Here is a 20,942-nt window from a genome sequence, read left to right on the forward strand (position 1 = left end):
CTTTCGCCCGCCAGCGCTACCGGCCAGGCTCACCCGCAGTCCAAAACGACGGGCCCGGGCACCTCGCTCCCGCTCCGTTTGGGGGGTATGTCATGTGCCTCGCGCACAGCCGGTGGCCCTAAGATTGTGACGTATATTCAAGGAGGCCACGTGGCGCTGATCGACCTATTCGGTGAAGACTCTGTCGCACAAGGGCGGCAGATTCGCACCGAGCCCATCCAACAGCGCAGTGCCGCCAGGTTGACCGCACTCCTCGATGCCGCCGCAGAGGTCGTCGACGAGGTGGGTTTCGACCGCATCACCACAGCCATGGTCGCGGAGCGCGCCGGTGCCTCCATCGGTACCGTGTACCGCTACTACCCCGACCGCGTCGCAGTCCTCGAAGGCCTTCGCGAACGCGCCGTGCAGCGCTTCCGGCAGCGCGTCGCCGACACCCTCAAGGAGACCCAGCCGAGTACCTGGTGGGAAGCCGTGGACTGCGGGATTTCGGCGTTCGTCGACCTGTACCGTGCCGAACCCGGCTTCCGGATCCTGCACTTCGCCGATCGCGACCGCGCACAGTCCAGCGTGCCGGACGAACTGGACTCCGGGTTCTTCGCCAACCAGATCGCCGGCGTGCTGTCGGATGAATTCGGCCTGTCCGGCGGACCCGACCTGATCTTCAGGCTCGAGGTTGCCGTGGAGATGGCCGATTCCCTGCTGTCCCGTGCCTTCACCTGGAACAGCCAGGGCGACGAGCGGTTCATCGCCGAGTGCCGCCGCATCATGCACGACTACCTCGTCGGCTATTACGGTCCGGACGCCTGATTCGAAGACTTTCGCCACTGGCGAATTTGACGCCTGCGGCAATCCGCTTTGGATCGTGCTCCGAAGAATGATTGGCTAGTCTTTCCGTACCTGCCCGTTCGTCGTCCCCGAAACCCGGGAGCGAGGAATGTCAAGCCCGCTTCGAGGATTGAGCCCAGCCATGATCGAGTTCCGTTCCGTGAGCAAGCGCTTCCCTGACGGTACCCTTGCCGTCGAGGACTTCAGCCTGGTCCTGCCCTCCCACAAGACCACCGTGCTGGTCGGCTCCTCCGGCTCGGGCAAGACCACCCTGCTGCGGATGATCAACCGGATGGTCGACCCGACCAGCGGGTCTGTCGAGATCGACGGCGAGGACATCGCCACCCTGCCGCCGGTGAAGCTGCGCCGTGGCATCGGTTACGTCATGCAGAACTCCGGACTGCTGCCGCACCGCACCGTCGTCGACAACGTCGCGACCGTTCCGCTGCTGCGGGGTACACCCAAACGCCAGGCCAGAGCGGATGCCTTGGCGATGCTCGACACCGTCGGCTTGGACCGCTCGCTGGCCGACCGGTATCCGAGCCAGCTGTCCGGTGGCCAACAGCAACGCGTCGGCGTGGCCAGGGGACTGGCGGTCGACCCGAACATCCTGCTGATGGACGAGCCGTTCGGAGCCGTGGACCCGATCGTGCGCGCTGAGCTGCAGCAGGAACTGGTGCGCCTGCAAAAGGAACTGGACAAGACAGTGGTCTTCGTCACCCATGACATCGAGGAGGCCTTCCTTCTCGGCGACCAGATCGTGATCCTGAGCGAGGGCGGCCGTATTGCCCAGGTCGGCTCGCCCGCTGAGCTGCTCGCCAACCCCGCCGATGACTTCGTGGCCAGCTTCGTCGGCGCCGATCGCGGCCGGCGCGCGCTACACGTGGAGCGGCACGGGAACGAAGACGTCGTCGTTGACAGCGACGGACGCCTGGCCGGCGTGCTGAGGAGCGAAGGCGTCCGATGACCTGGGTACTGGCCAATCTGGGCCTGATCTGGGCCCGCACGCTCGACCACGTGGTGCTGAGCCTGCCGCCTATCGTGCTCTGCTTCGTCGTCGCTGTCCCACTGGGCTGGTTGGCGCGACGATACCGGTTGAGCCGCGGCATCATCCTCACCGGCGCCGGACTGCTCTACGCTGTGCCGTCGCTTCCCTTGATTTTTGTGCTGCCGGCCGTGATCGGCACCAGTCTGCTCTCTCCGGTGAACGTGATCATCGCCCTCACCCTGTACGGCATCGCGCTTATGGTGCGTGTGGTGTCTGACGGTCTCGACTCGGTGGATGCCGATGTCCGCCAGTCCGCATCGGCGATGGGTTACTCCACCTGGTCACGGTTCTGGCAGGTGGAGCTGCCTTTGGCCGGACCGGTGCTCCTGGCCGGCATGCGGGTGGTCGCCGTCAGCACCGTCAGCCTCGTGACCGTCGGAGCGGTCATCGGTGTGCAGAGCCTCGGCAGTCTCTTCACCGACGGATTCCAACGTGGGATCCAGGCCGAGATCATCGCCGGGCTCGTCGCCACGGTCGGCCTGGCTCTGCTCTTCGACGGTGCTCTCGTGCTCGCCGGGCGGGTGCTGATGCCGTGGACCCGGCGGATCACTGCGGCCAAGCCGAGTGCGCCTGTCGAGGTGAGCGCAGCATGAACCTCTTCGCCAGCGCCATCGACTGGATTCTCGACCCGGCCAACTATGTCGGTCTGAACGCGATCCCGCTGCGGATCGGGCAGCACCTGGTCTTCTCTCTCGTGACCGTGCTGATAGCGTCGGCGATCGCCATCCCGCTGGGCTACCTCATCGGCCACACCGGCCGCGGCCGCGGCCTCGCGGTGACGACCTCGGGGGGCCTGCGGGCCATCCCGACCCTCGGCCTGCTCACCCTGGTGGCGCTGTGGGTGGGTATCGGCGTCGTGGCCCCGTATGTGGCGCTCACGGTGCTCGCCATCCCGCCGATCCTGGCCGGGGCCTACACCGGATTCGAGGCAATCGACCGACGCACAGTGGACGCGGCCAGGGCGGTCGGAATGTCCGAACTCCAGATCGTGCGAAAGGTCGAGGTTCCCCTTGGCCTTCCCCTGCTCATCGGCGGCCTGCGCTCCGCCACCCTTCAGGTCATCGCCACCGCCACGCTCGCGGCCTACGTGGCCGATCTCGGTCTGGGACGATACCTCTTCTCGGGGTTGAAAACCCGCGACTATGCCGAGATGCTAGGCGGGTCGATACTCGTCATTCTGCTGGCTTTGGCGCTGGAGGGAATCTTCGCGCTGATCCAACGGTTTGTTGTACCGCGGGGTGTCTCCGGGCGCCTCGACACAGCTCCAACGCTTCGCACCGGCAGCCCCACAGCCGCACGGTGACACATCTACCGAAACATCGGTACCTGAGGAAGGAACACAGCATGTTCACAATCACACGAGGCCGGCTCGCGCTTGTCAGCGCGGTCGCGGTTGGGGCTGTCGTAGCCCTTGCAGGGTGCGCGTCCGGAGACCCACTGGACGAGGGGAACAGTTCCGCGGACTCCGAGACGCTCGTTGTCGGATCGCAGGACTACTACTCCAACGAGATCATCGCGGAGATCTACGCCCAAGCCCTGGAAAACGGCGGGTTCACGGTCGACCGCCAGTTCCGCATCGGACAGCGCGAGGCTTATCTCCCCGAGATCGAGTCAGGCTCGATCGACGTCTTCCCCGAGTACTCCGGCAGCCTGCTGCAGGCCCTCGAGGCCGACGCCGCCGGCGGCAGCCCCGACGAGGTCTACACGGCCCTCGAAGCCGCCCTCCCCGACGGCTTGACTGTGCTCGACCAGGCAGATGCGGCCGACCAGAACTCCTGGACCGTCACCCAGGCGTTCGCGGACACCTACGGCCTCACCGACATCGCCTCACTCACCGAGGTGACTGAACCGATCACCGTCGGCGGCAACTCAGAGCTGGAAACCCGTCCATACGGGCCGACAGCTCTCAAGGAGAAGTACGGCATCGAGATCGCCGGCTTCACCCCTGTGGAAGACAGCGGCGGACCCCTGACCGTCAAGGCCCTCGTCGATAACAAGATCCAGCTGGCCAACATCTACACGGCGGATCCCAACATCGAGTCGAACAACCTCGTCGCCCTCGATGACCCCGACAACCTGTTCTTTCCGGACAACGTCGTGCCGCTCGTCTCCGACAAGGTCGACGCCTCGGCCGCAGAGATCCTCAACGCGGTCAGCGCCGCCCTGGATACCGACACCCTCGTGGCCCTGAATGCCCAGAGCGTGAACGACCAGGCCGCCGCCGACACCATCGCGACGGAGTGGCTGACCGCAGAGGGCCTGATCTAGGCTCCCGGTACACAAGACACCCCGGTACACAAGAACGGCCCCGTGATCTTCACGGGGCCGTTCCTGTGTCTCTGGTGTTCGCTCGGTAGACCTAGATAGCCGGACCGACCGGGATGTCATTGAGCGTTCCGGGGCCGTCGACCAGGATGACCGGCGGCTTGCCACCGCTGATCGTCATGATCTGGTTCCACGAACCGATCGGACGTCGTGTGCCCGACTCGATCACGTAGACCGTGTTGTTGTCGGAGGTCTTGACGAAGACATGCTCCAGGGGTGCTCCGCCGCCCTGGGGGAGCACCGCACAGGTTCCACCGGTCAGCTCGGTCACGGCCATTCCATGGGTGACCCCGCCGGCAATCGGATAGATTCGATCGCCCGCGGCGAAATAATCGGTGGAACCGCAGCGCACGACGCGAGTCAGGCTCCCGGTGGCCGCGGTGTAGGTGGCCAATGACGCATCGGTCGCGTAGGCCCACGAGTCAATCCCGAACGCCGACGTCGTCGTGAACGAGCCCACGGGAATCTTGCGAGTTGCACCGTCGACGAAGTAGATCGTGGCGTCCCCCGGGCTGCGCACGAGCGACGCGCCAGGCAGATACGGCGACGCGAGCGGGATGGCGGATCGCGCATCCTGCGAGATCCACACGATCTGAGGCGCGGACCCGTCGTTCAGGGCCAGCAGCGTGGTCCAGGTCGGCACGCCACGAGCCGTGCCGGCCTTGACCCCGTAGACGGTCGGGCTGTCCGGCGAGATCACAAACAGTGCGCCGGTAATCGTCTCGCCCCGCGGGAGCCGGGCACAGGAGTCGGCCGAGAGATCGGTGACCGGCAGACCTGACGCATCCGCGCCCTGCGCCAACTCGCGCAGGGACCCGGCGGCCGCGAAGTAGGCCTTGCCGTCGCACCGTACCGTCTGCGTCAATGCCGGACCCGTGGTGTACGAATCGAGCTGGGACTGCGGCACGGTTTTGAAACCGCTCGCACCGAACTCGCCGGCCAGACCGAATGAGGCGATCGGGAGTTTGCGGTTGAGCCCGTCGATGAAGAACACGGTTGCCGAACTGGACGACTTGGCCAGGCTCATCGGGGCCAGCACGGCCTGGACGATCGGAAGCGCCGCCGCCGCCTGGGCGCTCATAGTGGCGATGTGGGGGACCGTACCTCCGTTGAGGCTGATGACGGTCTCCCACGCGGTGATCGCGGTACGACCGCCCGGTGACAGCATGTAGACGGTTCCATCGTTGACCGTGAAGAATTTGGTCATCTCTCCACCCGCCGGCAACTTGCCCAGCTGGGCCGGAGAGAGATTGATGGCCGCTCCACAGGCGAATCCGTAGGAGGACACCAGCTCACACGAGGTGAAGCGATGCCGCGCGCCGGCCTGGACGAGGGAGATGTCGCCTGTTCCCGCGTCACGCACGAGGGTGCTGGCGAGGAGGGGCGAGGTCGAGAAACTGTCGAGGTAGCTCTGCGAAACGATCCGGAACGGGCCGAGGTTGCCGAGGCCGTTCAGGACGTCCATCGACGGAACGGCGTACTTCGTCGTTCCGGAGAGCAGGTAGATCGTGCTGTTCGATTCGGTGCGTGCGAAGTCGCCACCGCCCTGGGTATTGCCGAACCAGTCCGTGAAGATGCGGAAGAAGTTACGGTTGCCATAGGTGGAGCAGCCATCACCGGTGCCGTACATGTTGCCCAATGCGGCACTGTTCGGCCGGTACGGCGTGTAGTTGTACAGGCCGGCTGTCGCCTGGTTCTCGATGTACACCTGTGACGTTCCGCAGCCGGCATTGGGGTGCCACTGGATGGTGTTGGTCCGTCCGGCCTGAAAGTTTCGTCCGCTCGGTGTGGCTTGGTACTTCTTGTACTGGTACGCAGCGTTGTACACCTGATTGAAGAATCCGTAATACACGGCGTCGCAGTCGGCGGTGTCCGGGCAACCGAACCCTGTCGCCTTGCGGTAGATCCCGGCCGTCGGGGAGGTGGAACTCACCAATCCCTGCTCTTTTTCGAGCAAGACCAGCATGACCTGCGGGTTGATGCCGCAGAGAGAGGACACCAGCCAGATGATCTCCGCCGCGCTCTGGTTGGCCGGGCCCGGGTATGCGGCGCAGCCGGCCGCCCGTACGGGCTGATAGGACGAGTCGGCGCGATAGTCCTTGAGGCAGACGTAGCCGGAGCGGCAGGTGGGGACCTTGGAATTGAGGAACGCCTGCACCTGGGCGACGCTCATTGCGTTCGAATTGTAGAACTGGGCGTCAGAGATGATGTTGCCGGGGTTGAAATCGGCGGACGAGGCAGCCTCTGCGGGAGACGGCGCCGTGACGACCGCAAGAACCGGGGCAACGAGCACAACGGCGAGGATCGCCGCCAGGAATCCCAACCGGCGCCGAGCGCTCACCCGTAACACATTCGGCAGACGGATCATGAGGGTTCCCTACGTTGGCCAGCGCAATCAGAAGACAGATCCGGGTGGCCGCCCACAGGCATTCGCGTGCTCCCCCCAGCAACTGAACGTGTGAAAACGCTCAGTACTTTCTGTACTCTATTGCACCGCGTCGTCTCCACCGATCGATGACACACCGACGATGACCCCCAACGCTGGCCCGCCCCGAAGTGGGGCAGCTCGGCTCGTTGGATTCACGTCGTTAGACTGAATCGTGAACATCACGGTGGCATGACCTCGGGCCGCCGGAGATCCGATCGACAGTCATCAGAGAGCCCAATCACAATGCAACGCACATCTCCGCTGGATCACCCGGTTCGACGCGATGACGACGTCGCTGGTGCTTCGCCCGTAGCCAGCGCAGATATCCACCGGTGATGACGTCGCCAAACGCCCGGGAGGTCCAGGCCGTTTCCATCGACCTCATGATGCCCTTCTACGGCGATCCGGCCCTGTTCCGGCTCGCGGTGGACAGCGTTCTGGCGCAGTCGGACCCTGACTGGCGACTTGTTGTCATCGATGATCAGTACCCTGATCCCGCCCCGGGAGAATGGGTATCCGGTCTGGACGACTCACGTATCGTCTACCTTCGGAACGACGTCAATCTGGGCGTGAGCGGCAACTTCAAGAAGTGCGCAGACCTGGCCGACGCGGATTTCACCACCATCGTCGGATGCGACGACATCCTCCTTCCCAACTACGTGGCCCGGATCCGCCAGTTGGTCGGGCAATTCCCCGAAGCGGACTTCATCCAGCCTGGAGTCCAGGTCATGGATGCGACAGGGCAGGATGTCCTGCCCCTCGCCGATCGGGTCAAGGGCTGGTATCGGCCACGCGTGGCCGGGGCAACGCAGATCTCCGGCGAGAAACTGGCCTCGAGCCTCCTCGCGGGTGCCTGGACCTACTTCCCGTCCATCGCGTGGCGCACCTCACGCCTGCACCAGCATGGCTTCCGGGACGACCTCGATGTCGCCCTCGACCTCGCCCTGCTCATCGACATCGTGGTGGCCGGCGGCACGCTCGTGCTCGACGACCAGCCTAGTTTTCGGTATCGACGCCACTCCGGCAGCGTGTCCTCGTGGAAGGCCGATGACGGGTCACGCTTCGTCGAAGAACAGCGCTACTTCGCGGAGACCTCGGAGCGGATGACCGCACTGGGGTGGAAGCGTGCAGCGCGCGTCGCCTCGAGGCACTATTCCTCCCGGCTCAATGCGGTGACCCGCATTCCGGCGTCCATCACGGCCAGGGACCGGCAGGGCACCCGCGCACTTCTTCGCCACGCCCTGGCGATCACCCGAAGAGACAACTCCACCGGGAGCGTCCAGTTTCCTCTGGGCGGAGACGATCCGGCGAGGCTCGCCCAGCACATGTCGTCGGTCCTCGCACGGACGCTGATCGTCATGCCCGCGTTCAACGAGGAAGAGTCGGTCGGGGACGTTGTGGCCGAAGTCTTCTCCGCGCTGCCCGGGGTGCATTGCCTGGTGGTCAATGACGGGTCGGCCGACCGGACAACGGCCTTCGCGCGTCGCGCCGGCGCCATCGTTGCAGAGCTCCCCGTCAACCTCGGGGTCGGCGGTGCCATGCGATTGGGCTTCAAATACGCCATCGCCCACGACTTCGACAATGTCGTGCAGATTGATTCCGACGGCCAGCACGACCCGGCCAACGTGCTGGCGTTGCTCGAGCGTCTCGATCACGCCGACCTGGTCATCGGGGCGCGCTTCGCCGGAGTGGGCGACTACGAGGCCCGCGGGCCTCGCCGGTGGGCGATGCGGGTGCTCTCCGTCATCCTCAGCCGGACTGCGCGGACCACCCTGACCGATACCACATCAGGGTTCAAGGCATCCGGGCCCCGTGCGGTGGCACTTTTCGCATCGCACTATCCTGCTGAATACCTGGGCGACACCATCGAGGCCCTCGTCATCGCTTCCCGCGCAGGCTGCCGCATCGAACAGGTGCCCGTCGTCATGCGGGTGCGTGCGGGGGGTCAGCCGTCGCACAACCCGATTCGAGCCGCCGCCTACCTCGGCCGCGCGTTCGTCGCCCTGTGTTTCGCACTCATCCGTCCGTCGCTGCCCCTTCGACCTAAGGCCTGACCGCCATGAGCCTTTCCACCTATATCATCGGCATCCTCGCCGCCCTCGCAACCCTGGGCGTCGTCATCGAGATGCTGCGCAGACGCCGTCTTCGCGAACGCCATGCCTTGTGGTGGGTCATCGCCGGACTGCTCGCGCTCATCATCAGCGTCTTCCCTGACACCTTGATCTGGGCGGCAGCGCGCTTCGGAGTGGACGTACCGACCAACCTCGTTTTCTTCGTGAGCATCGCCGTCTTGTTTCTCGTCTGTATCCAGCACAGCGCCGAATTGACCGATCTGGAAAGCAAGACGCGTACTCTCGTGGAGATGTCCGCGCTGCAGGATCTCCGTCTGCGTGAGCTGGAAAGCCGCGTGGACACCGACGTCCCGCACGGTGCCGTGGTCGGCCACGGAAACCGACTGGCTGATGCCACGAGCCTTGATGCCCAGAGACACTGAGGCCAGGCGCACGCTGTGATTGCCCAGGACGGCGCAGAGAGCGACTGCCGACACTGTATGGTCGGCACAGTATCGTCGGCACGGCATGATCGGCACGGTATGGGCGGCACCCCGCCGAACGGTTCAAGAGATGCGGACACAGCAGCGGCATGAACACAGCAACAACCAGCGACACGTCATCGGCACCATTCGATCGGACCGGCCGACGATGGCGGGTCTTCCTCACCAGTTTTGTGGTCATCCTGGCCCCCATGCTGCTGTGGGCCTTGGCCTCGCCGATGATGTCGGCACCCGATGAGGCGTCGCACGCCATTCGCGCTACCGCCGTCGCTCACGGGCAGGTCGCCAGTGTGCCCTGGGACCAGGACCCCTCGCTGGCCCGTGCGGAAGTTCCGCGGTACGTTGCCCACGCTCACGAGCTCAGCTGCTACAAGTTCCGACCAGACATCTCCGCAGGGTGCGTTCGTCCAGTCCAGGGCAATCCGACCGACATCGTGGTCGCCGGAACCTCCGCGGGGCTGAACAGCCCCGCCTATTACGCAATCGTCGGGCTCCCGACGCTGGTGATGGACGGCACGCCGGCGCTGTACGCGATGCGCGCTTTCAGCGCAGTACTGGCCGCCGCCGCCCTGGCCGTGATGTTCATGCAGTTGATGCAGTTGCCCCGGTCCCGCTGGGTCATCGTCGCTGCCGCGGTCGCTGTGACGCCGATGGTGCTGTACCTCGGCGGGTCGATCAACCCCAACGGCGTCGAAGTGGCATCAGCGGGGGCCCTGTTCGCCACCCTGGTCCTCACCTTGCAGACACCGGCCTCCCGGCGGCTCCTGTGGGAACGCGCCGCGCTTGTCGTCGTCTCAGCAACGGCGCTTCTGAGCACGCGAAGCATCTCGCTGCTCTGGGTGCTCATCATCGTCGGAGCGGCACTTGCTTTCGCCAACTGGCGTGTCGCGGCGGGTCTGCTTCGCCAACCGGCTGCCTGGGTGGCGATCGGAGCATGCGCCCTTGTCAGCGGGTTGACGGTGGCGTGGTACCTCGGCCTGGCCACCTTCGCTGAGCACCCCACGGCCAATACCGGCAGCAGTCCGACCATCGAATTCTTCACAATGGTGCTGCGCACGTTCGATTTCAGCGATGGACTCATCGGGTTCTTCGGCTGGACCGACACCCCGTCGCCCAGCTTCAGCATCATCGTATTCAGCTTCGGCATCGTGACAGTTCTGGTGGCCGCGCTGGCCTGGGGATCGCGGCGGGGCAAGTTCGCCGTTCTCGGCCTGGCCCTGGTCATGGTGTTGGTGCCGGCGGTTACCCAGGCCATTCTGATCAGTTCGATCGGCAGCATCTGGCAGGGCCGCTACATGCTCGCGATGATGATGTGCCTCCTGGTTGCCTCCGGCCTGGCCATCGACGACTCCGATCAGAGGCCACGGCCTTCTGCGGGGGTCAAGCGCTTCGTGATCACCCTGCTTGTGCTTCTGTCGATCGGGCAGGTGTTCTCCTTCGTCTCCACCCTTCGGCGGTATATGGTCACGGTCAACGGTGGCATCGAGGCCATGTTCCTTTCACCCGAGTGGCAGCCCCCGGTGGGGTGGCTGGTGCTGACGGCCCTTCTCGCCGCCGCCGTGACGGTGGCCGCGGTGCTCGTCTACCGGGCGGCATTCCGCGAAGCCAGTACGCCGGTGGGCCCGCTCGAGTCCGTCAGTCCTGATTCGATGCGGGCGCCTTAGCCTCGCGGCGTTCCGGGGGACAACCCGGTACGGGTCAGGTCGTCAGCAGCAGCACGAGGGGTAGGCCGACCAGGACGACGGTGGCGAAGAGCACCAGGGTGCGCGCTGCCGGGCTCAGCCCGGGGACGTCGCTGAGCAGGCGGTTCACGCGCGCTCCGACCAGGTCGGCCGAGGAGGCGTCATCGAAGCCGCCCGCGGCGGCCAGCGGCGACGGCGTCCCGGATGCGTCCGCCAGGTGGGCAGTGCCCACGAGCGCGATCGCCCGAGCCAATGTGCGGTCATCGACCGCCAGCCTGGCCTGATCGTCGGCCATCATCTCCACCAGGAGAGCCACCGCGTTCTCTGCACGGTTGGCGATGGGGAACCAGGGCAAAGCGCTGTGCCAGGACTTGAACGCCAGTAACACCACGTGATGCTGCTGGCGCAGGTGCGCCCGCTCGTGTGCCACGACGCCACGAAGCTGGTCCGCATCCAGCAGCCGAAGCAGGCCCCTGGACAACACCGTGGCCGACCGGGTGCCCCCCGGCAGACAGTAGGCGATCGGCGCGGCATGGTCGATGACTCTGGTGCCCTCGGTATCAAAGGGCAAGGGGTCGCTGAGCAGGCCGATCAGAGTGTGATGGCGGCGGCGCTCCCGCTCGGCGCGGATGAACGTGGCACTGAGGTTGAGGAGAAGATGCGTGGCCAGGATCAACGCCAGGCAGAGCGCCATAACGCCCGCCAATGTGGCCCCGGCGGGCAGGGTGCCCGCCATGACGTGCCCGGCGACGGCGCCGAGGGCGGACACGGGGGTCGCCCCGAACGGGATCAGGCCGAAGACCAGCAACGAGCCGATCATCGAGACACCGCCGGCCAGGGCGATCGATTGCCACAGGGCTAGGGCAAGGCCCGGCGCACGCGGGGGCCAGGCAGCCCCGGCGAGGAGGATCGGGACGGGCCAGGCCAGGACGACGGCCAGCACCATCAGGGCCAGTGCGGTGGTGAGCACCTGACCTACCGGTCCAGGGCGTGCGCGGGGGGCAGGGCTCTGGGAGCTCCTGTGCGTGGTCGCGTCACTCCGACGACGGTCCGACGCTCTCGAGCAGGGCGCGCAGGGTCTGGGCCTCCTGCGGGCTGACGTTGCCGATGAAGCGGGCCAGAGTGGCGGTGCGATCGGTGGTGGTGCCCAGGACCTCATGCATGAGTTCGGCAGTGTGCTGCGCTCGTGAGCTCACGGCCATGTATCCGTGCGGACGGCTGTCGCGGTCGCGGGTGACGAAACCCTTGTTCTCCAGGCGGGACAACACCGTGAGCACCGTCGTCGTCGCGAGCGGCTTCGCCCCGGTGGCCTCAGGGTTCAGCAGGGCGTCACGCAACTCGTTGGCGGTCAGTGGAGTGTCGGCCGACCACAGCAGGTCCATCAACATTCTCTCGAGCACACCCAGACTTCCCATGCCGACTAGTTTATCAACGAGAAAATTGATTTCTACTGGCCGTAGAATAGTAGTCTTCTACGACACGTAGAAAACTCACGTCCCGGAGGACAAATGAACGAGTGGCTTGATCCGTTACTCCTGTCGAGGTGGCAGTTCGGTCTCACGACGATCTACCACTTCCTGTTCGTGCCACTCACCATCGGCCTGGTCACGACCGTGGCGATCTTCCAGACCGCCTGGTACCGCACCAACAAGGCCAAGTACCTCCAACTCACCCATTTCTTCGGCAAGATCTTCCTGATCAACTTCGCCATGGGCGTTGTGACCGGCATCGTGCAGGAATTCCAGTTCGGTATGAACTGGTCGGACTACTCCAGGTTCGTCGGCGACGTCTTCGGCGCCCCGCTGGCCTTCGAGGGCATCACGGCGTTCTTCCTTGAGGCCACCTTCATCGGTCTGTGGATCTTCGGCTGGGACAAACTGCCCAAGGGGCTGCACCTGGCCACCATCTGGCTCACCACCGTGGGCAGCATCGCGTCGGCGTACTTCATCATCGCCGCGAACGCATTCATGCAGAACCCCGTCGCCTACCAGATCAACGAGGTCAAGGGTCGGGCGGAACTGACCAGCATCGGCGAGTTGCTCACCAACCCGATCGCCCTCGCGGCCTTCCCGCACACGATCTTCGCCTGCTTCATGGTCTCCGCCGGCCTGATCATCTCGGTGGCGGCCTGGCATCTCTCGCGCAACCAGCACCTGGAGACCATGCGTCCTGCGCTCAAGTTCGGGCTGTGGATGATGGTCATCGCCGGCGCGCTCACCACCCTGATGGGCGACCAGCTGAGCCTGGCGATGGTTCAGGCCCAGCCGATGAAGATGGCTGCGGCCGAGGCCATGTACCACACGGCCACCGGCGCCAATGCGTCGTTCTCGGTCTTCACCCTCGGCACCCCGGACGGCGTCAGCGAACTGTTCTCCATTCGCATCCCGTACCTGCTGTCGTTCCTGTCCACGCACACCTTCGACGGCACCGTGGAGGGCATCAACAACCTGCAGGAGCAGTACGTGCAGCTGTACGGGCCCGGCGACTACGCACCGATCATCTGGGTGACCTACTGGTCCTTCCGCTGGATGATCGGACTCGGCCTCGCGCACATCATGGTCGCCGTCGCCGGCCTCTGGTTCACCCGCAAGGGCAAGAGCCCCCGGACCTGGATGTGGAAGATCGCCATCTGGTCGTTCCCGATGTCGCTGCTGGCCATGAGCGTCGGCTGGGTCTTCACCGAGATGGGCCGGCAACCGTGGCTGGTCTTCGGGCTGCTCAAAACCGCAGACGGTGTCTCGCCGAACGTCAGCGGGCTCGAGATCCTCATTTCCCTCATCGCGTTCACCCTGCTCTACGGCGCTCTCGCCGTGGTGGAGTTCCGCCTGATCCTCAAGGCTGTCCAGAAGGGACCGGACGACGCTCCGGTACCCGACCCGGTGTCCGGCGAAATCAAGCAAACGACCACGGTCTACTAGGAGCTCACGATGGAACTCAATATCCTGTGGTTCTGGATCATCGCCGCGATGTTCATCGGCTACTTCGTCCTGGACGGATTCGACTTCGGTGTGGGCATGTCCCTCCCGTTCCTCGGTAAGGACGACACCGACCGGCGCGTCCTCATCAACACCATCGGCCCCGTCTGGGACCTCAATGAGACCTGGGTCATCGTCGCGGGAGCGTCGCTGTTCGCAGCGTTCCCGGAGTGGTACGCAACCATGTTCAGCGGGTTCTACCTGGCGCTGTTGCTGATTCTGCTGGCCTTGATCGCCCGCGGTGTCTCATTCGAGTACCGGCACCAGCGGCCGGAGCTGAAGTGGAAGAAGTCGTTCGACGCCATGATCGTCGTCGGGTCCGCCGTTCCGGCCCTGCTCTGGGGCGTCGCGTTCGGCAACGTCGTGCGCGGTGTGCCGCTGGACGCTGATTTCAACTACATCGGCAGCTTCTTCGACCTGCTGAACCCCTACGCATTGCTGGCCGGACTCACCACGATGCTGCTCTTCTTCACCCACGGTGTGATCTTCGTCTCCACCAAGACCGAGGGAGACATCCGGGTGCGTGCCCGCTCGCTCGCCATCAAGTCGGGACTGGTGACCATCGTCGTCGCGGCCTCGTTCCTGGTCTGGACGACGCTGGCCTACGGCACTCTCGCCTCCGGCATCCTCGCCGCGGTCGCGGCCGTGACCCTGATCGCCGGCTACCTGGCGAACCTGCGCGGAAACGAGCGCACGGCATTCGGCCTGATGGCTGTGACCATCGGATTCGCCGTGCTCACCCTGTTCGCCTCGCTGTTCCCCGACGTGATGCCGGCAAGCAACGATGTGGCCAACAGCCTCACCATCGAGAACGCCTCGTCGACGCCATACACGCTGCAGGTGATGAGTTGGACCGCCCTGATCGCGGCTCCAGTGATCATCGGCTACCAGGGGTGGACGTACTGGGTGTTCCGCAAGCGAATCAGCCGGTCCCACATCGAAGCCGCAGCACACTAGGCCGCCGTACACTAAAACGGATGCGTCCCCTCGATCCGCGACTTCTCACCCACGCCTCCGCAGCGCGGTGGTTCCTTCTCGTCGGTGCGGTTCTGGGCCTTGCCCAGACCCTCACCGTCGTGGCCTTCGCCTGGTTCCTCAGCCAGAGCATCACCCTGGCGGTCGGGGGCTCCTCCCTGGAATCGCTCGCCACCACCGTGGCCGCACTGGCCGCGGTGGTGATCCTGCGTGCCGTCCTGGTCTGGTTGCTGGAAGTCGCCGCCAATCGCGGGGCAGCAGCCGTGAAGAGCCAGCTCCGCACAGCGGTGCTTGCCCGGCTGGCCGAGCGTGGCCCCGACTGGCTGGCCGGTCAGCAGTCCGCCCGGGTGGCGACCGTGGTCACGAGCGGTCTGGACGCGCTCGACAACTACTTCGCGAGGTACCTGCCGCAGCTGCTGCTGACGGCGATCGCCACCCCGATCCTGGTTCTGGTGATGCTCTGGCAGGACCCCGCCAGCGGCATCACCGTGATTATCGTGCTGCCGCTCATCCCCGTGTTCATGATCCTGATCGGGCAGGCCACCCAGGTCGTGCAACGACAGCAGTGGGATGCCCTGCAGCGTCTGTCGGCCGGTTTCCTCGACGTTGTCGGCGGCCTGGCCACCCTCAAGATCTTCGGCAGGGACCGCCGCCAGACGGCGCGCCTGGCCAGCCTCACCGACGAGTACCGGGGCCGCACCATGAAGGTGTTGCGGGTATCGTTCCTCAGCGGGTTCGCTCTGGAACTCGCCGGTAGCCTCTCGGTCGCCCTGATCGCCGTGTCCATCGGCCTGCGCCTCGTCGACGGCTCGCTGCTGCTCGGCGTCGGACTGTTCGTGCTGCTCCTGGCACCGGAGGCGTTCCTGCCGATACGCCAGGTCGGCGCTCAATTCCACGCCGCGGCCGATGGCCTCGCCGCGGCCGAGGAGGTGTTCGCCATTCTCGACGATGACGAACAGCCAGACCAGCACCTGTCGGTCGGTCGCGGTGACCGGAGCGACGCCGCGGCTCCCACCGGGCCCCCGACCACACTCAGTCTCCAGGCGGTTAGCGTCAGGCGCGGCGACGCCGCAATCATCGACCGCCTCAGTGCCGATTTCGCCGCCGGCCAGCTCAGCGTGCTGCGCGGACCCAGCGGAGCGGGAAAATCCACCCTGATCGGCGCCATCCAGGGTTTCGTCCCCTACGACGGCAGGGTTCTGCTCGGAACCATGCCCGTGACTGAGGACGACGACCGGGATTGGCTGGCCTGGGCCGGACAACGCCCCGGCCTGTTCTCAGGCACTGTCTCGAGCAACGTCGCCCTGGGCGCGCGTGTCACAGACGACGCCCTGGTCAGAACCTCACTCGCCTGGGCAGGTGCCGGCGACCTGGATCCCGCGCTCCGCCTGGGCGTGAACGGGGCCGGACTGTCCGGCGGTCAATCCCAGAGGGTCGCCGCGGCCAGGGCGATCTACCGCTGCGTCGCCACGGACTGTCCGGTCCTCGTGCTCGACGAGCCGAGTTCAGCCCTCGACACCGATGCGGAGAACGCACTCATCGACGGTCTCCGCACGCTGGCCGGCCAGGGCCGCGTTGTCATCGTCGTCAGTCATCGACCGGCCTTCGTCGCCGCCGCCGACTACGTCGTCCACCTGAACGAGGTCGCCCATGTCTGATCGCCGTCCTCTCTTCACACTCGGTGTGTCGACGGCCACCCGCTCGGTACTCAGGCTCGCCCAACCGCCCGCGCGCCGCAGCCTTCCCGGCCTCGCTGCAGGAGTGGCCAGCGCCGCCAGCGCCGTGGCCCTTCTCGCCTGCTCGGCCTGGTTGATCACCCGGGCCGCAGAGATGCCGCCGATCCTGTTCCTCGGCTTGGCCGTCGTCGGCGTGCGCGCCTTCGCCCTCTCCCGTGCGGCGTTCCGCTACCTGGAGCGACTGCTCAGCCACGATGCGGCATTCCGCCAACTCGGCGCCCTCCGGCTGGGCATCTTCGCCCGCCTGCTGCCCCTGGCCCCCGCCGGGCTCTCCGGCACCCGCAGGGGAGACCTGCTCACCCGACTGGTGCGGGATGTCGACGATCTGCAGGACCTTCCGCTGCGTGTCGTCCAGCCCCTGGCAACCTCCGGCCTGGTGGCCGTGCTCAGCGTGATCGGGGTCTGGTGGGTTCTACCGGCAGCGGGGCTGACCCTGGCGCTCTGCCTGATTGTCGCCGGTGTCGTCGGCACCCTCGCAACGGCCGCGCTGTCTGCCCGCTCCGAGCGCGCCCTGGCGCCGCTTCGGGGTGCCCTCGCCGACGAGGTGCTGGAGGTGGTCGAAAACCTCGACGTGCTCACGGCCTTCGGCGCCCTCGAGGCGAGGCTGAACGCCCTCGCCGTGGTGGAGGACAGACTCCGCAGGGCTTCGCTCCGCAGCTCCACGGGAGCCGGAGTGCAGGCCGCCGTGATCTCACTGTGCGCCGGCGCCGCGACCGTCCTCGCGCTCATCGCGGCAATCCCGGCCCTGGGCACCGGCGGCTTCTCCGGCCCTGCTCTTGCCGTCGTCGTGCTGATTCCGATGGCCGTGTTCGAAGTCTTCGCGATGATCCCACCGGCCATCAGCGCCTGGCGCCAGGCCCGATCCAGCGCCGAACGGGTCGCGACAGCAGTGCCCGAGCAGATTCCCGCGGAGATCCCGGCGGCGGATGCCGTGCCGCGCGAGGATTCGCGGCCGGCTGTTCCCCAGCCCGGCAGAGCGCTCATCGAATTGACCGGGCTGGGCGCCAGCTGGCCGGGAGCGGATCGGCCCGCGCTGGCCGGGGTGACCCTGCGGCTGGACGCGGGGGACCGCGTGCACCTGGCCGGGGCCAGCGGCGCCGGCAAGACCACCCTCGCGCAGACCCTGGTGCGCTTCCTCGACTACACGGGGTCATACCGCGTCAACGGTGTGGAAGCCAGAGACCTGGCGCCGTCCGACCTCCGGCGGGTCGTGGGCCTGTGTGAGCAGCGGCCCTGGCTGTTCGACGACACCGTGCGGCAGAACCTGCTCTTCGCGCGCGACACCGCCACGGACAATGACCTGCTCGATGTGCTCGCACGCGTCGGGCTGGCGGACTGGGTCATCCAGCGCGGCGGCCTGGATGCCCGGGTCGGCGAACGTGGGGCGCTCGTCTCCGGCGGTCAGGCCCAGCGGATAGCCCTGGCCAGGGCGCTGCTCGCCGACTTCCCGGTTCTCATCGTCGATGAACCGACGGCCAACGTGGATACCGGTCTCGGCGACACGCTCGTGCGCGACATCCTGTCGGCCTCGGCCGATGCGGGACGTGCCGTGCTTCTCATCTCGCACACCCCGGTTCCGGCCGGGCTGATCACCAGCACCTACACCCTCACCGCCGGGTCGGGGCTGCAGCGCGACCCTACTCCGGGGGAAGCTCTCGTTCCATGAACCTGGCCTCGCGACGCTTGAGCCACCGCTTGACCAGGACCACGAGCACGCCGAACGCTGCGATCGCGCCGACGAAGAGATAGCCGGCGAAGTGCAGCCGGTCTGAAATGCTGCGATACCCCTCGGCCGCGGCGGCGCCGACACTCACGTAGGCCAGGGTCCACAGCACGCAAGCGGGCACCGTCCAGGTCAGGAAGGTGCGGTAGCGCATGGTGCTCATGCCGACGGTGAGCGGGATGACCGAGTGCAACACCGGCAGGAACCGCGACAGGAAGACGGCGATGCCGCCGCGCCTGGCGAGATAGCGCTCCGCGGCCGCCCAGTTCTTCTCACCGATCCGCCGGCCCAACCAGCTTCGGCGGATCCACGGGCCGAACCGGTGGCCCAGGTAGAAGCCGATGCTCTCACCGACCAGGGCGCCCAGGATGACCGCCAGCACGAGGGCGACGTATTCGACGGGGCCCTCCACCGCGGTGCTGGCGACGATCACGATGGTGTCGCCGGGGACGACCAGCCCGATCAGCACGGACGTCTCCAGGAGTATGCCCAGTCCGGCCAGCAGGGTGCGCACCACGGGGTCGACGGCGCTCACGGCGTCCAGGATCCAGTTGAGTACGTCGTTCACCTCGCCAGCCTAGAGCGTGTCTGCGACCTCGTGTTGTGCGCTGGGTCGGCGGTGCCGGCCCGTGTTCGGGGCACTGGTGGCCACCGGCTACGCAACGCCACACTCAAGGGTGGCCAATTCCGGAAATTCCGCCCGGTCCCGGTACGTGACCAACGGGTTCCAACGGCGCCAGGCACTGCACCTCCTGTGGGCCGTTCCCGTGGCCATCCTCGTGTGCATCCCGGCAGCCGTCCTCGCTGGAATATCGTGGTGCGGGATCAGTGGATGCAGCGGCGGCGGCTGGGGAGTCGACACCACGGATGCGGTCTGGGCGATCCGCGCCTGCATCTTCGCCGGCCTCGCCATGGCCGTGCCCTTGGCCCTCATTCCCTGGCTGAAGCCACGCACCGTCAGGATCGTGCTCGCCCTCCCGATCGGCAGCTGCTGGGGCCTCCTCGTGGCCGTTGTCACCCACGGCCCCTTCCCGTGGCAGATCGGCTGACCCGCCCATCCCGCGGGCAGGAGCCTGCCTAGCCCTAGGCTGGTGAGGTGCCACCGAACCCCAGCCTCCCCGACCGGGGCCTCCCGGTATGCGAAACGGCGCCGCGCTCGGTTCGGTTGCCGCAGTGGCTCGACCCGGCCGATGTCTTCGACCTGTTGCACGCGGAGTCACCGTACGCCGTCTGGCTCGACGCCGGCGCCGGCGCGCACACCGGGATCAGCTACCTCGCTGCCGCGCACCACGGCTCGCGCGTGGTCACAGCATCGGCCCGCACCAACGCCGTGACCTGCTCACGGCCAATGGACCCCTCCGCTGCGCCCGTCACGGTGGCGGGCACCATCTTCGACTTTCTCCGATCGGAATCGGGCAGCAGCACAGTGGCCGGGATCGGCGCCGGGGACGACTCCGAAGCCGAGATCGGTGATGAGATCGGCTTCAGGCTCGGCTGGGTGGGCTGGTTCGGATACGGCATGGCCAGGGTGGGGGAGCCGTCCGACAGCCGTCCGGACGGTGCTGCTCCGGACGGTGCTGCTGCTCCTGACGCGGCGCTGCTTCTCGTGGACCGCGCCATCGCCTTCGACCATGCCGCCCGCACCGTCACTCTGCTCGCCCGCGCCGCGGCGGGGGAACGGGGGAACGACGTCGACGACTGGCTGCTCGACACCGCGGAACGGCTCGACGCCCGACGGCTTGCCGAGCACACCGCAGCCGCCCCGCCGGCCCGGCCACAGGCATCCGCCGTGCCGCTTGAGGTGCGCTGGCGGCACGACGCGACGCAGTACGCCCGACTCATCGCCGCGTGCCAGCGCCGCATCGCCGCCGGTGACGCCTACCAGCTGTGCCTCACCAACGAGGTCACCGTCGCCGGCAGCTTCGACCCCCTCACGGTGTACCGGAAGCTGCGCGAGGGCAGCCCGAGCCACCACGGCGGCCTGCTCAGGTTCGGCGCACACGCGCTGCTGAGCGCCTCGCCGGAGGAATTCCTCTCCGTGAGCCCACGGGGGCGGTTGCGCACCCGTCCTATCAAGGGCACCAGGCCCAGGTCGGCCGACCAGGCGACCGACCGGATGCTCGCCGTGGAACTGCTCGCCAGCGACAAGGAGCGCGCGGAGAACCTGATGATCGTCGACCTGATGCGTAACGACCTGGGCCGGGTCGCAGCCCTCGGCTCCGTCACCGTGACGTCCCTGCTGCAGGTCGAGAGCTACCCCCATGTGCACCAGTTGGTCAGCACGGTCGAGGCACGTCTCGCGCCGGGCCTGACCGGTATCGATGCCATCGAGGCCGCCTTCCCGGCCGGGTCGATGACCGGCGCGCCGAAGGCCAGCGCCATGGCGATCCTGGCCGAACTCGAAGGCGGCGACCGCGGCATCTACGCGGGAGCCTTCGGCTACCTCGGCAGCGACGGCGCCGTCGACCTGGCCATGGTCATCCGCAGCATCGTGCTTGGACCGGCGGGCGCCTCGATCGGCACCGGCGGAGGCATCACCGCCCTCTCGGTGCCCGCCGAGGAAATCGACGAGACCCGGATCAAGGCCAGGGCCCTGATCAGCGCCATTCTGGCCTCCACCGGGGTACCGGCCCCGGCAGGCGGCCGAGGTTTAGTAACCTAGGAGCTTGGG

The 20,942-nt window shown here is 66.6% G+C and carries 18 protein-coding genes and 1 pseudogene; 15 read left to right on the top strand and 4 right to left on the bottom strand.

The window, feature by feature from the left end; all coding sequences use genetic code 11:
- Positions 1-150 precede the first annotated feature (150 nt).
- The 5 genes from E3T61_RS08170 to E3T61_RS08190 all read left to right on the top strand — a co-directional run bounded on the left by E3T61_RS08170 (position 151) and on the right by E3T61_RS08190 (position 4,141).
- A complete protein-coding gene (locus E3T61_RS08170; protein ID WP_241992456.1) occupies positions 151-807 on the top strand; it encodes a TetR/AcrR family transcriptional regulator in 657 nt (218 codons plus the stop codon).
- A 160-nt stretch (positions 808-967) separates the two neighbouring features.
- Positions 968-1,792: an ABC transporter ATP-binding protein gene (locus E3T61_RS08175; RefSeq protein ID WP_134640366.1), complete on the top strand. Its 825-nt coding sequence runs from the start codon at positions 968-970 to the stop codon at positions 1,790-1,792.
- Positions 1,789-2,466 carry an ABC transporter permease gene (locus E3T61_RS08180; protein WP_134640367.1) on the top strand — a complete coding sequence of 226 codons (678 nt, stop codon included), beginning with the start codon at positions 1,789-1,791 and terminating at the stop codon, positions 2,464-2,466. The genes E3T61_RS08175 and E3T61_RS08180 overlap by 4 nt, the downstream gene beginning before the upstream one ends.
- Complete coding sequence (locus E3T61_RS08185) at positions 2,463-3,176, top strand: ABC transporter permease (protein ID WP_134640368.1); 714 nt, start codon at positions 2,463-2,465, stop codon at positions 3,174-3,176. The genes E3T61_RS08180 and E3T61_RS08185 overlap by 4 nt, the downstream gene beginning before the upstream one ends.
- 41 nt (positions 3,177-3,217) lie before the next feature.
- Complete coding sequence (locus E3T61_RS08190; protein ID WP_134640369.1) at positions 3,218-4,141, top strand: ABC transporter substrate-binding protein; 924 nt, start codon at positions 3,218-3,220, stop codon at positions 4,139-4,141.
- Between the two features lie 91 nt (positions 4,142-4,232).
- On the opposite strand, the gene E3T61_RS08195 is transcribed toward E3T61_RS08190, so the two are convergent.
- Positions 4,233-6,566, bottom strand: a complete 2,334-nt coding sequence (locus tag E3T61_RS08195) for a hypothetical protein (protein WP_134640370.1) — start codon at positions 6,564-6,566, stop codon at positions 4,233-4,235.
- A 446-nt stretch (positions 6,567-7,012) separates the two neighbouring features.
- Between E3T61_RS08195 and E3T61_RS22575 the strand changes: the two are divergent.
- The 4 genes and pseudogenes from E3T61_RS22575 to E3T61_RS08215 all read left to right on the top strand — a co-directional run.
- A pseudogene (locus E3T61_RS22575) lies at positions 7,013-7,357 on the top strand (glycosyltransferase family 2 protein); the annotation flags it as partial.
- Positions 7,358-7,951: 594 nt separating this feature from the next.
- Positions 7,952-8,680: a glycosyltransferase family 2 protein gene (locus E3T61_RS08205; protein WP_134640462.1), complete on the top strand. Its 729-nt coding sequence runs from the start codon at positions 7,952-7,954 to the stop codon at positions 8,678-8,680.
- A 5-nt stretch (positions 8,681-8,685) separates the two neighbouring features.
- On the top strand, positions 8,686-9,120 hold the full coding sequence (locus tag E3T61_RS08210) for a DUF2304 domain-containing protein (protein WP_134640371.1): 435 nt from the start codon (positions 8,686-8,688) through the stop codon (positions 9,118-9,120).
- Positions 9,121-9,269: 149 nt separating this feature from the next.
- Positions 9,270-10,844: a DUF2142 domain-containing protein gene (locus E3T61_RS08215; RefSeq protein ID WP_134640372.1), complete on the top strand. Its 1,575-nt coding sequence runs from the start codon at positions 9,270-9,272 to the stop codon at positions 10,842-10,844.
- 34 nt (positions 10,845-10,878) lie between these two features.
- Here E3T61_RS08215 and E3T61_RS08220 read toward each other — a convergent pair whose 3' ends face one another.
- Together E3T61_RS08220 and E3T61_RS08225 are read right to left on the bottom strand one after the other, a co-directional pair.
- Positions 10,879-11,832, bottom strand: a complete 954-nt coding sequence (locus E3T61_RS08220; RefSeq protein WP_241992457.1) for a M56 family metallopeptidase — start codon at positions 11,830-11,832, stop codon at positions 10,879-10,881.
- 64 nt (positions 11,833-11,896) lie between these two features.
- Complete coding sequence (locus tag E3T61_RS08225; RefSeq protein ID WP_134640373.1) at positions 11,897-12,277, bottom strand: BlaI/MecI/CopY family transcriptional regulator; 381 nt, start codon at positions 12,275-12,277, stop codon at positions 11,897-11,899.
- Positions 12,278-12,370: 93 nt separating this feature from the next.
- Here E3T61_RS08225 and E3T61_RS08230 point away from each other — a divergent pair, with 93 nt between their 5' ends.
- From E3T61_RS08230 to cydC, 4 genes are read left to right on the top strand one after another with little or no spacing between them, the layout of a single operon-like run.
- A complete protein-coding gene (locus tag E3T61_RS08230) occupies positions 12,371-13,780 on the top strand; it encodes a cytochrome ubiquinol oxidase subunit I (protein WP_134640374.1) in 1,410 nt (469 codons plus the stop codon).
- Positions 13,781-13,789: 9 nt separating this feature from the next.
- On the top strand, positions 13,790-14,794 hold the full coding sequence (gene cydB / locus E3T61_RS08235; RefSeq protein ID WP_134640375.1) for a cytochrome d ubiquinol oxidase subunit II: 1,005 nt from the start codon (positions 13,790-13,792) through the stop codon (positions 14,792-14,794).
- A gap of 20 nt (positions 14,795-14,814) precedes the next feature.
- Positions 14,815-16,470, top strand: a complete 1,656-nt coding sequence (gene cydD, locus E3T61_RS08240) for a thiol reductant ABC exporter subunit CydD (protein WP_134640376.1) — start codon at positions 14,815-14,817, stop codon at positions 16,468-16,470.
- A complete protein-coding gene (gene cydC / locus E3T61_RS08245; protein WP_134640377.1) occupies positions 16,463-18,214 on the top strand; it encodes a thiol reductant ABC exporter subunit CydC in 1,752 nt (583 codons plus the stop codon). The genes cydD and cydC overlap by 8 nt, the downstream gene beginning before the upstream one ends.
- Here cydC and E3T61_RS08250 read toward each other — a convergent pair.
- Positions 18,186-18,839, bottom strand: a complete 654-nt coding sequence (locus E3T61_RS08250; protein WP_134640378.1) for a DedA family protein — start codon at positions 18,837-18,839, stop codon at positions 18,186-18,188. The genes cydC and E3T61_RS08250 overlap by 29 nt on opposite strands.
- A gap of 109 nt (positions 18,840-18,948) precedes the next feature.
- Here E3T61_RS08250 and E3T61_RS08255 point away from each other — a divergent pair, with 109 nt between their 5' ends.
- Together E3T61_RS08255 and E3T61_RS08260 are read left to right on the top strand one after the other, a co-directional pair.
- Positions 18,949-19,320, top strand: a complete 372-nt coding sequence (locus E3T61_RS08255) for a hypothetical protein (protein WP_134640379.1) — start codon at positions 18,949-18,951, stop codon at positions 19,318-19,320.
- Positions 19,321-19,367: 47 nt separating this feature from the next.
- Positions 19,368-20,933 carry an anthranilate synthase component I family protein gene (locus E3T61_RS08260; protein WP_241992458.1) on the top strand — a complete coding sequence of 522 codons (1,566 nt, stop codon included), beginning with the start codon at positions 19,368-19,370 and terminating at the stop codon, positions 20,931-20,933.
- Positions 20,934-20,942 lie beyond the last annotated feature (9 nt).

The sequence above is a fragment of the Cryobacterium lactosi genome, from assembly GCF_004403945.1.
GTDB classification, from domain to species: Bacteria; Actinomycetota; Actinomycetes; order Actinomycetales; family Microbacteriaceae; genus Cryobacterium; species Cryobacterium lactosi.

What these genes read in the sequence shown, in the direction of transcription:
- E3T61_RS08175 (WP_134640366.1), top strand. Translation starts at nt 968, where the DNA reads ATGATCGAGTTCCGTTCCGTGAGCAAGCGCTTCCCTGACGGTACCCTT.
- E3T61_RS08180 (WP_134640367.1), top strand. Translation starts at nt 1,789, where the DNA reads ATGACCTGGGTACTGGCCAATCTGGGCCTGATCTGGGCCCGCACGCTC.
- E3T61_RS08185 (WP_134640368.1), top strand. Translation starts at nt 2,463, where the DNA reads ATGAACCTCTTCGCCAGCGCCATCGACTGGATTCTCGACCCGGCCAAC.
- E3T61_RS08190 (WP_134640369.1), top strand. Translation starts at nt 3,218, where the DNA reads ATGTTCACAATCACACGAGGCCGGCTCGCGCTTGTCAGCGCGGTCGCG.
- E3T61_RS08195 (WP_134640370.1), bottom strand. Translation starts at nt 6,566, where the DNA reads ATGATCCGTCTGCCGAATGTGTTACGGGTGAGCGCTCGGCGCCGGTTG.
- E3T61_RS08205 (WP_134640462.1), top strand. Translation starts at nt 7,952, where the DNA reads ATGTCGTCGGTCCTCGCACGGACGCTGATCGTCATGCCCGCGTTCAAC.
- E3T61_RS08210 (WP_134640371.1), top strand. Translation starts at nt 8,686, where the DNA reads ATGAGCCTTTCCACCTATATCATCGGCATCCTCGCCGCCCTCGCAACC.
- E3T61_RS08215 (WP_134640372.1), top strand. Translation starts at nt 9,270, where the DNA reads ATGAACACAGCAACAACCAGCGACACGTCATCGGCACCATTCGATCGG.
- E3T61_RS08225 (WP_134640373.1), bottom strand. Translation starts at nt 12,277, where the DNA reads ATGGGAAGTCTGGGTGTGCTCGAGAGAATGTTGATGGACCTGCTGTGG.
- E3T61_RS08230 (WP_134640374.1), top strand. Translation starts at nt 12,371, where the DNA reads ATGAACGAGTGGCTTGATCCGTTACTCCTGTCGAGGTGGCAGTTCGGT.
- cydB (WP_134640375.1), top strand. Translation starts at nt 13,790, where the DNA reads ATGGAACTCAATATCCTGTGGTTCTGGATCATCGCCGCGATGTTCATC.
- cydD (WP_134640376.1), top strand. Translation starts at nt 14,815, where the DNA reads ATGCGTCCCCTCGATCCGCGACTTCTCACCCACGCCTCCGCAGCGCGG.
- cydC (WP_134640377.1), top strand. Translation starts at nt 16,463, where the DNA reads ATGTCTGATCGCCGTCCTCTCTTCACACTCGGTGTGTCGACGGCCACC.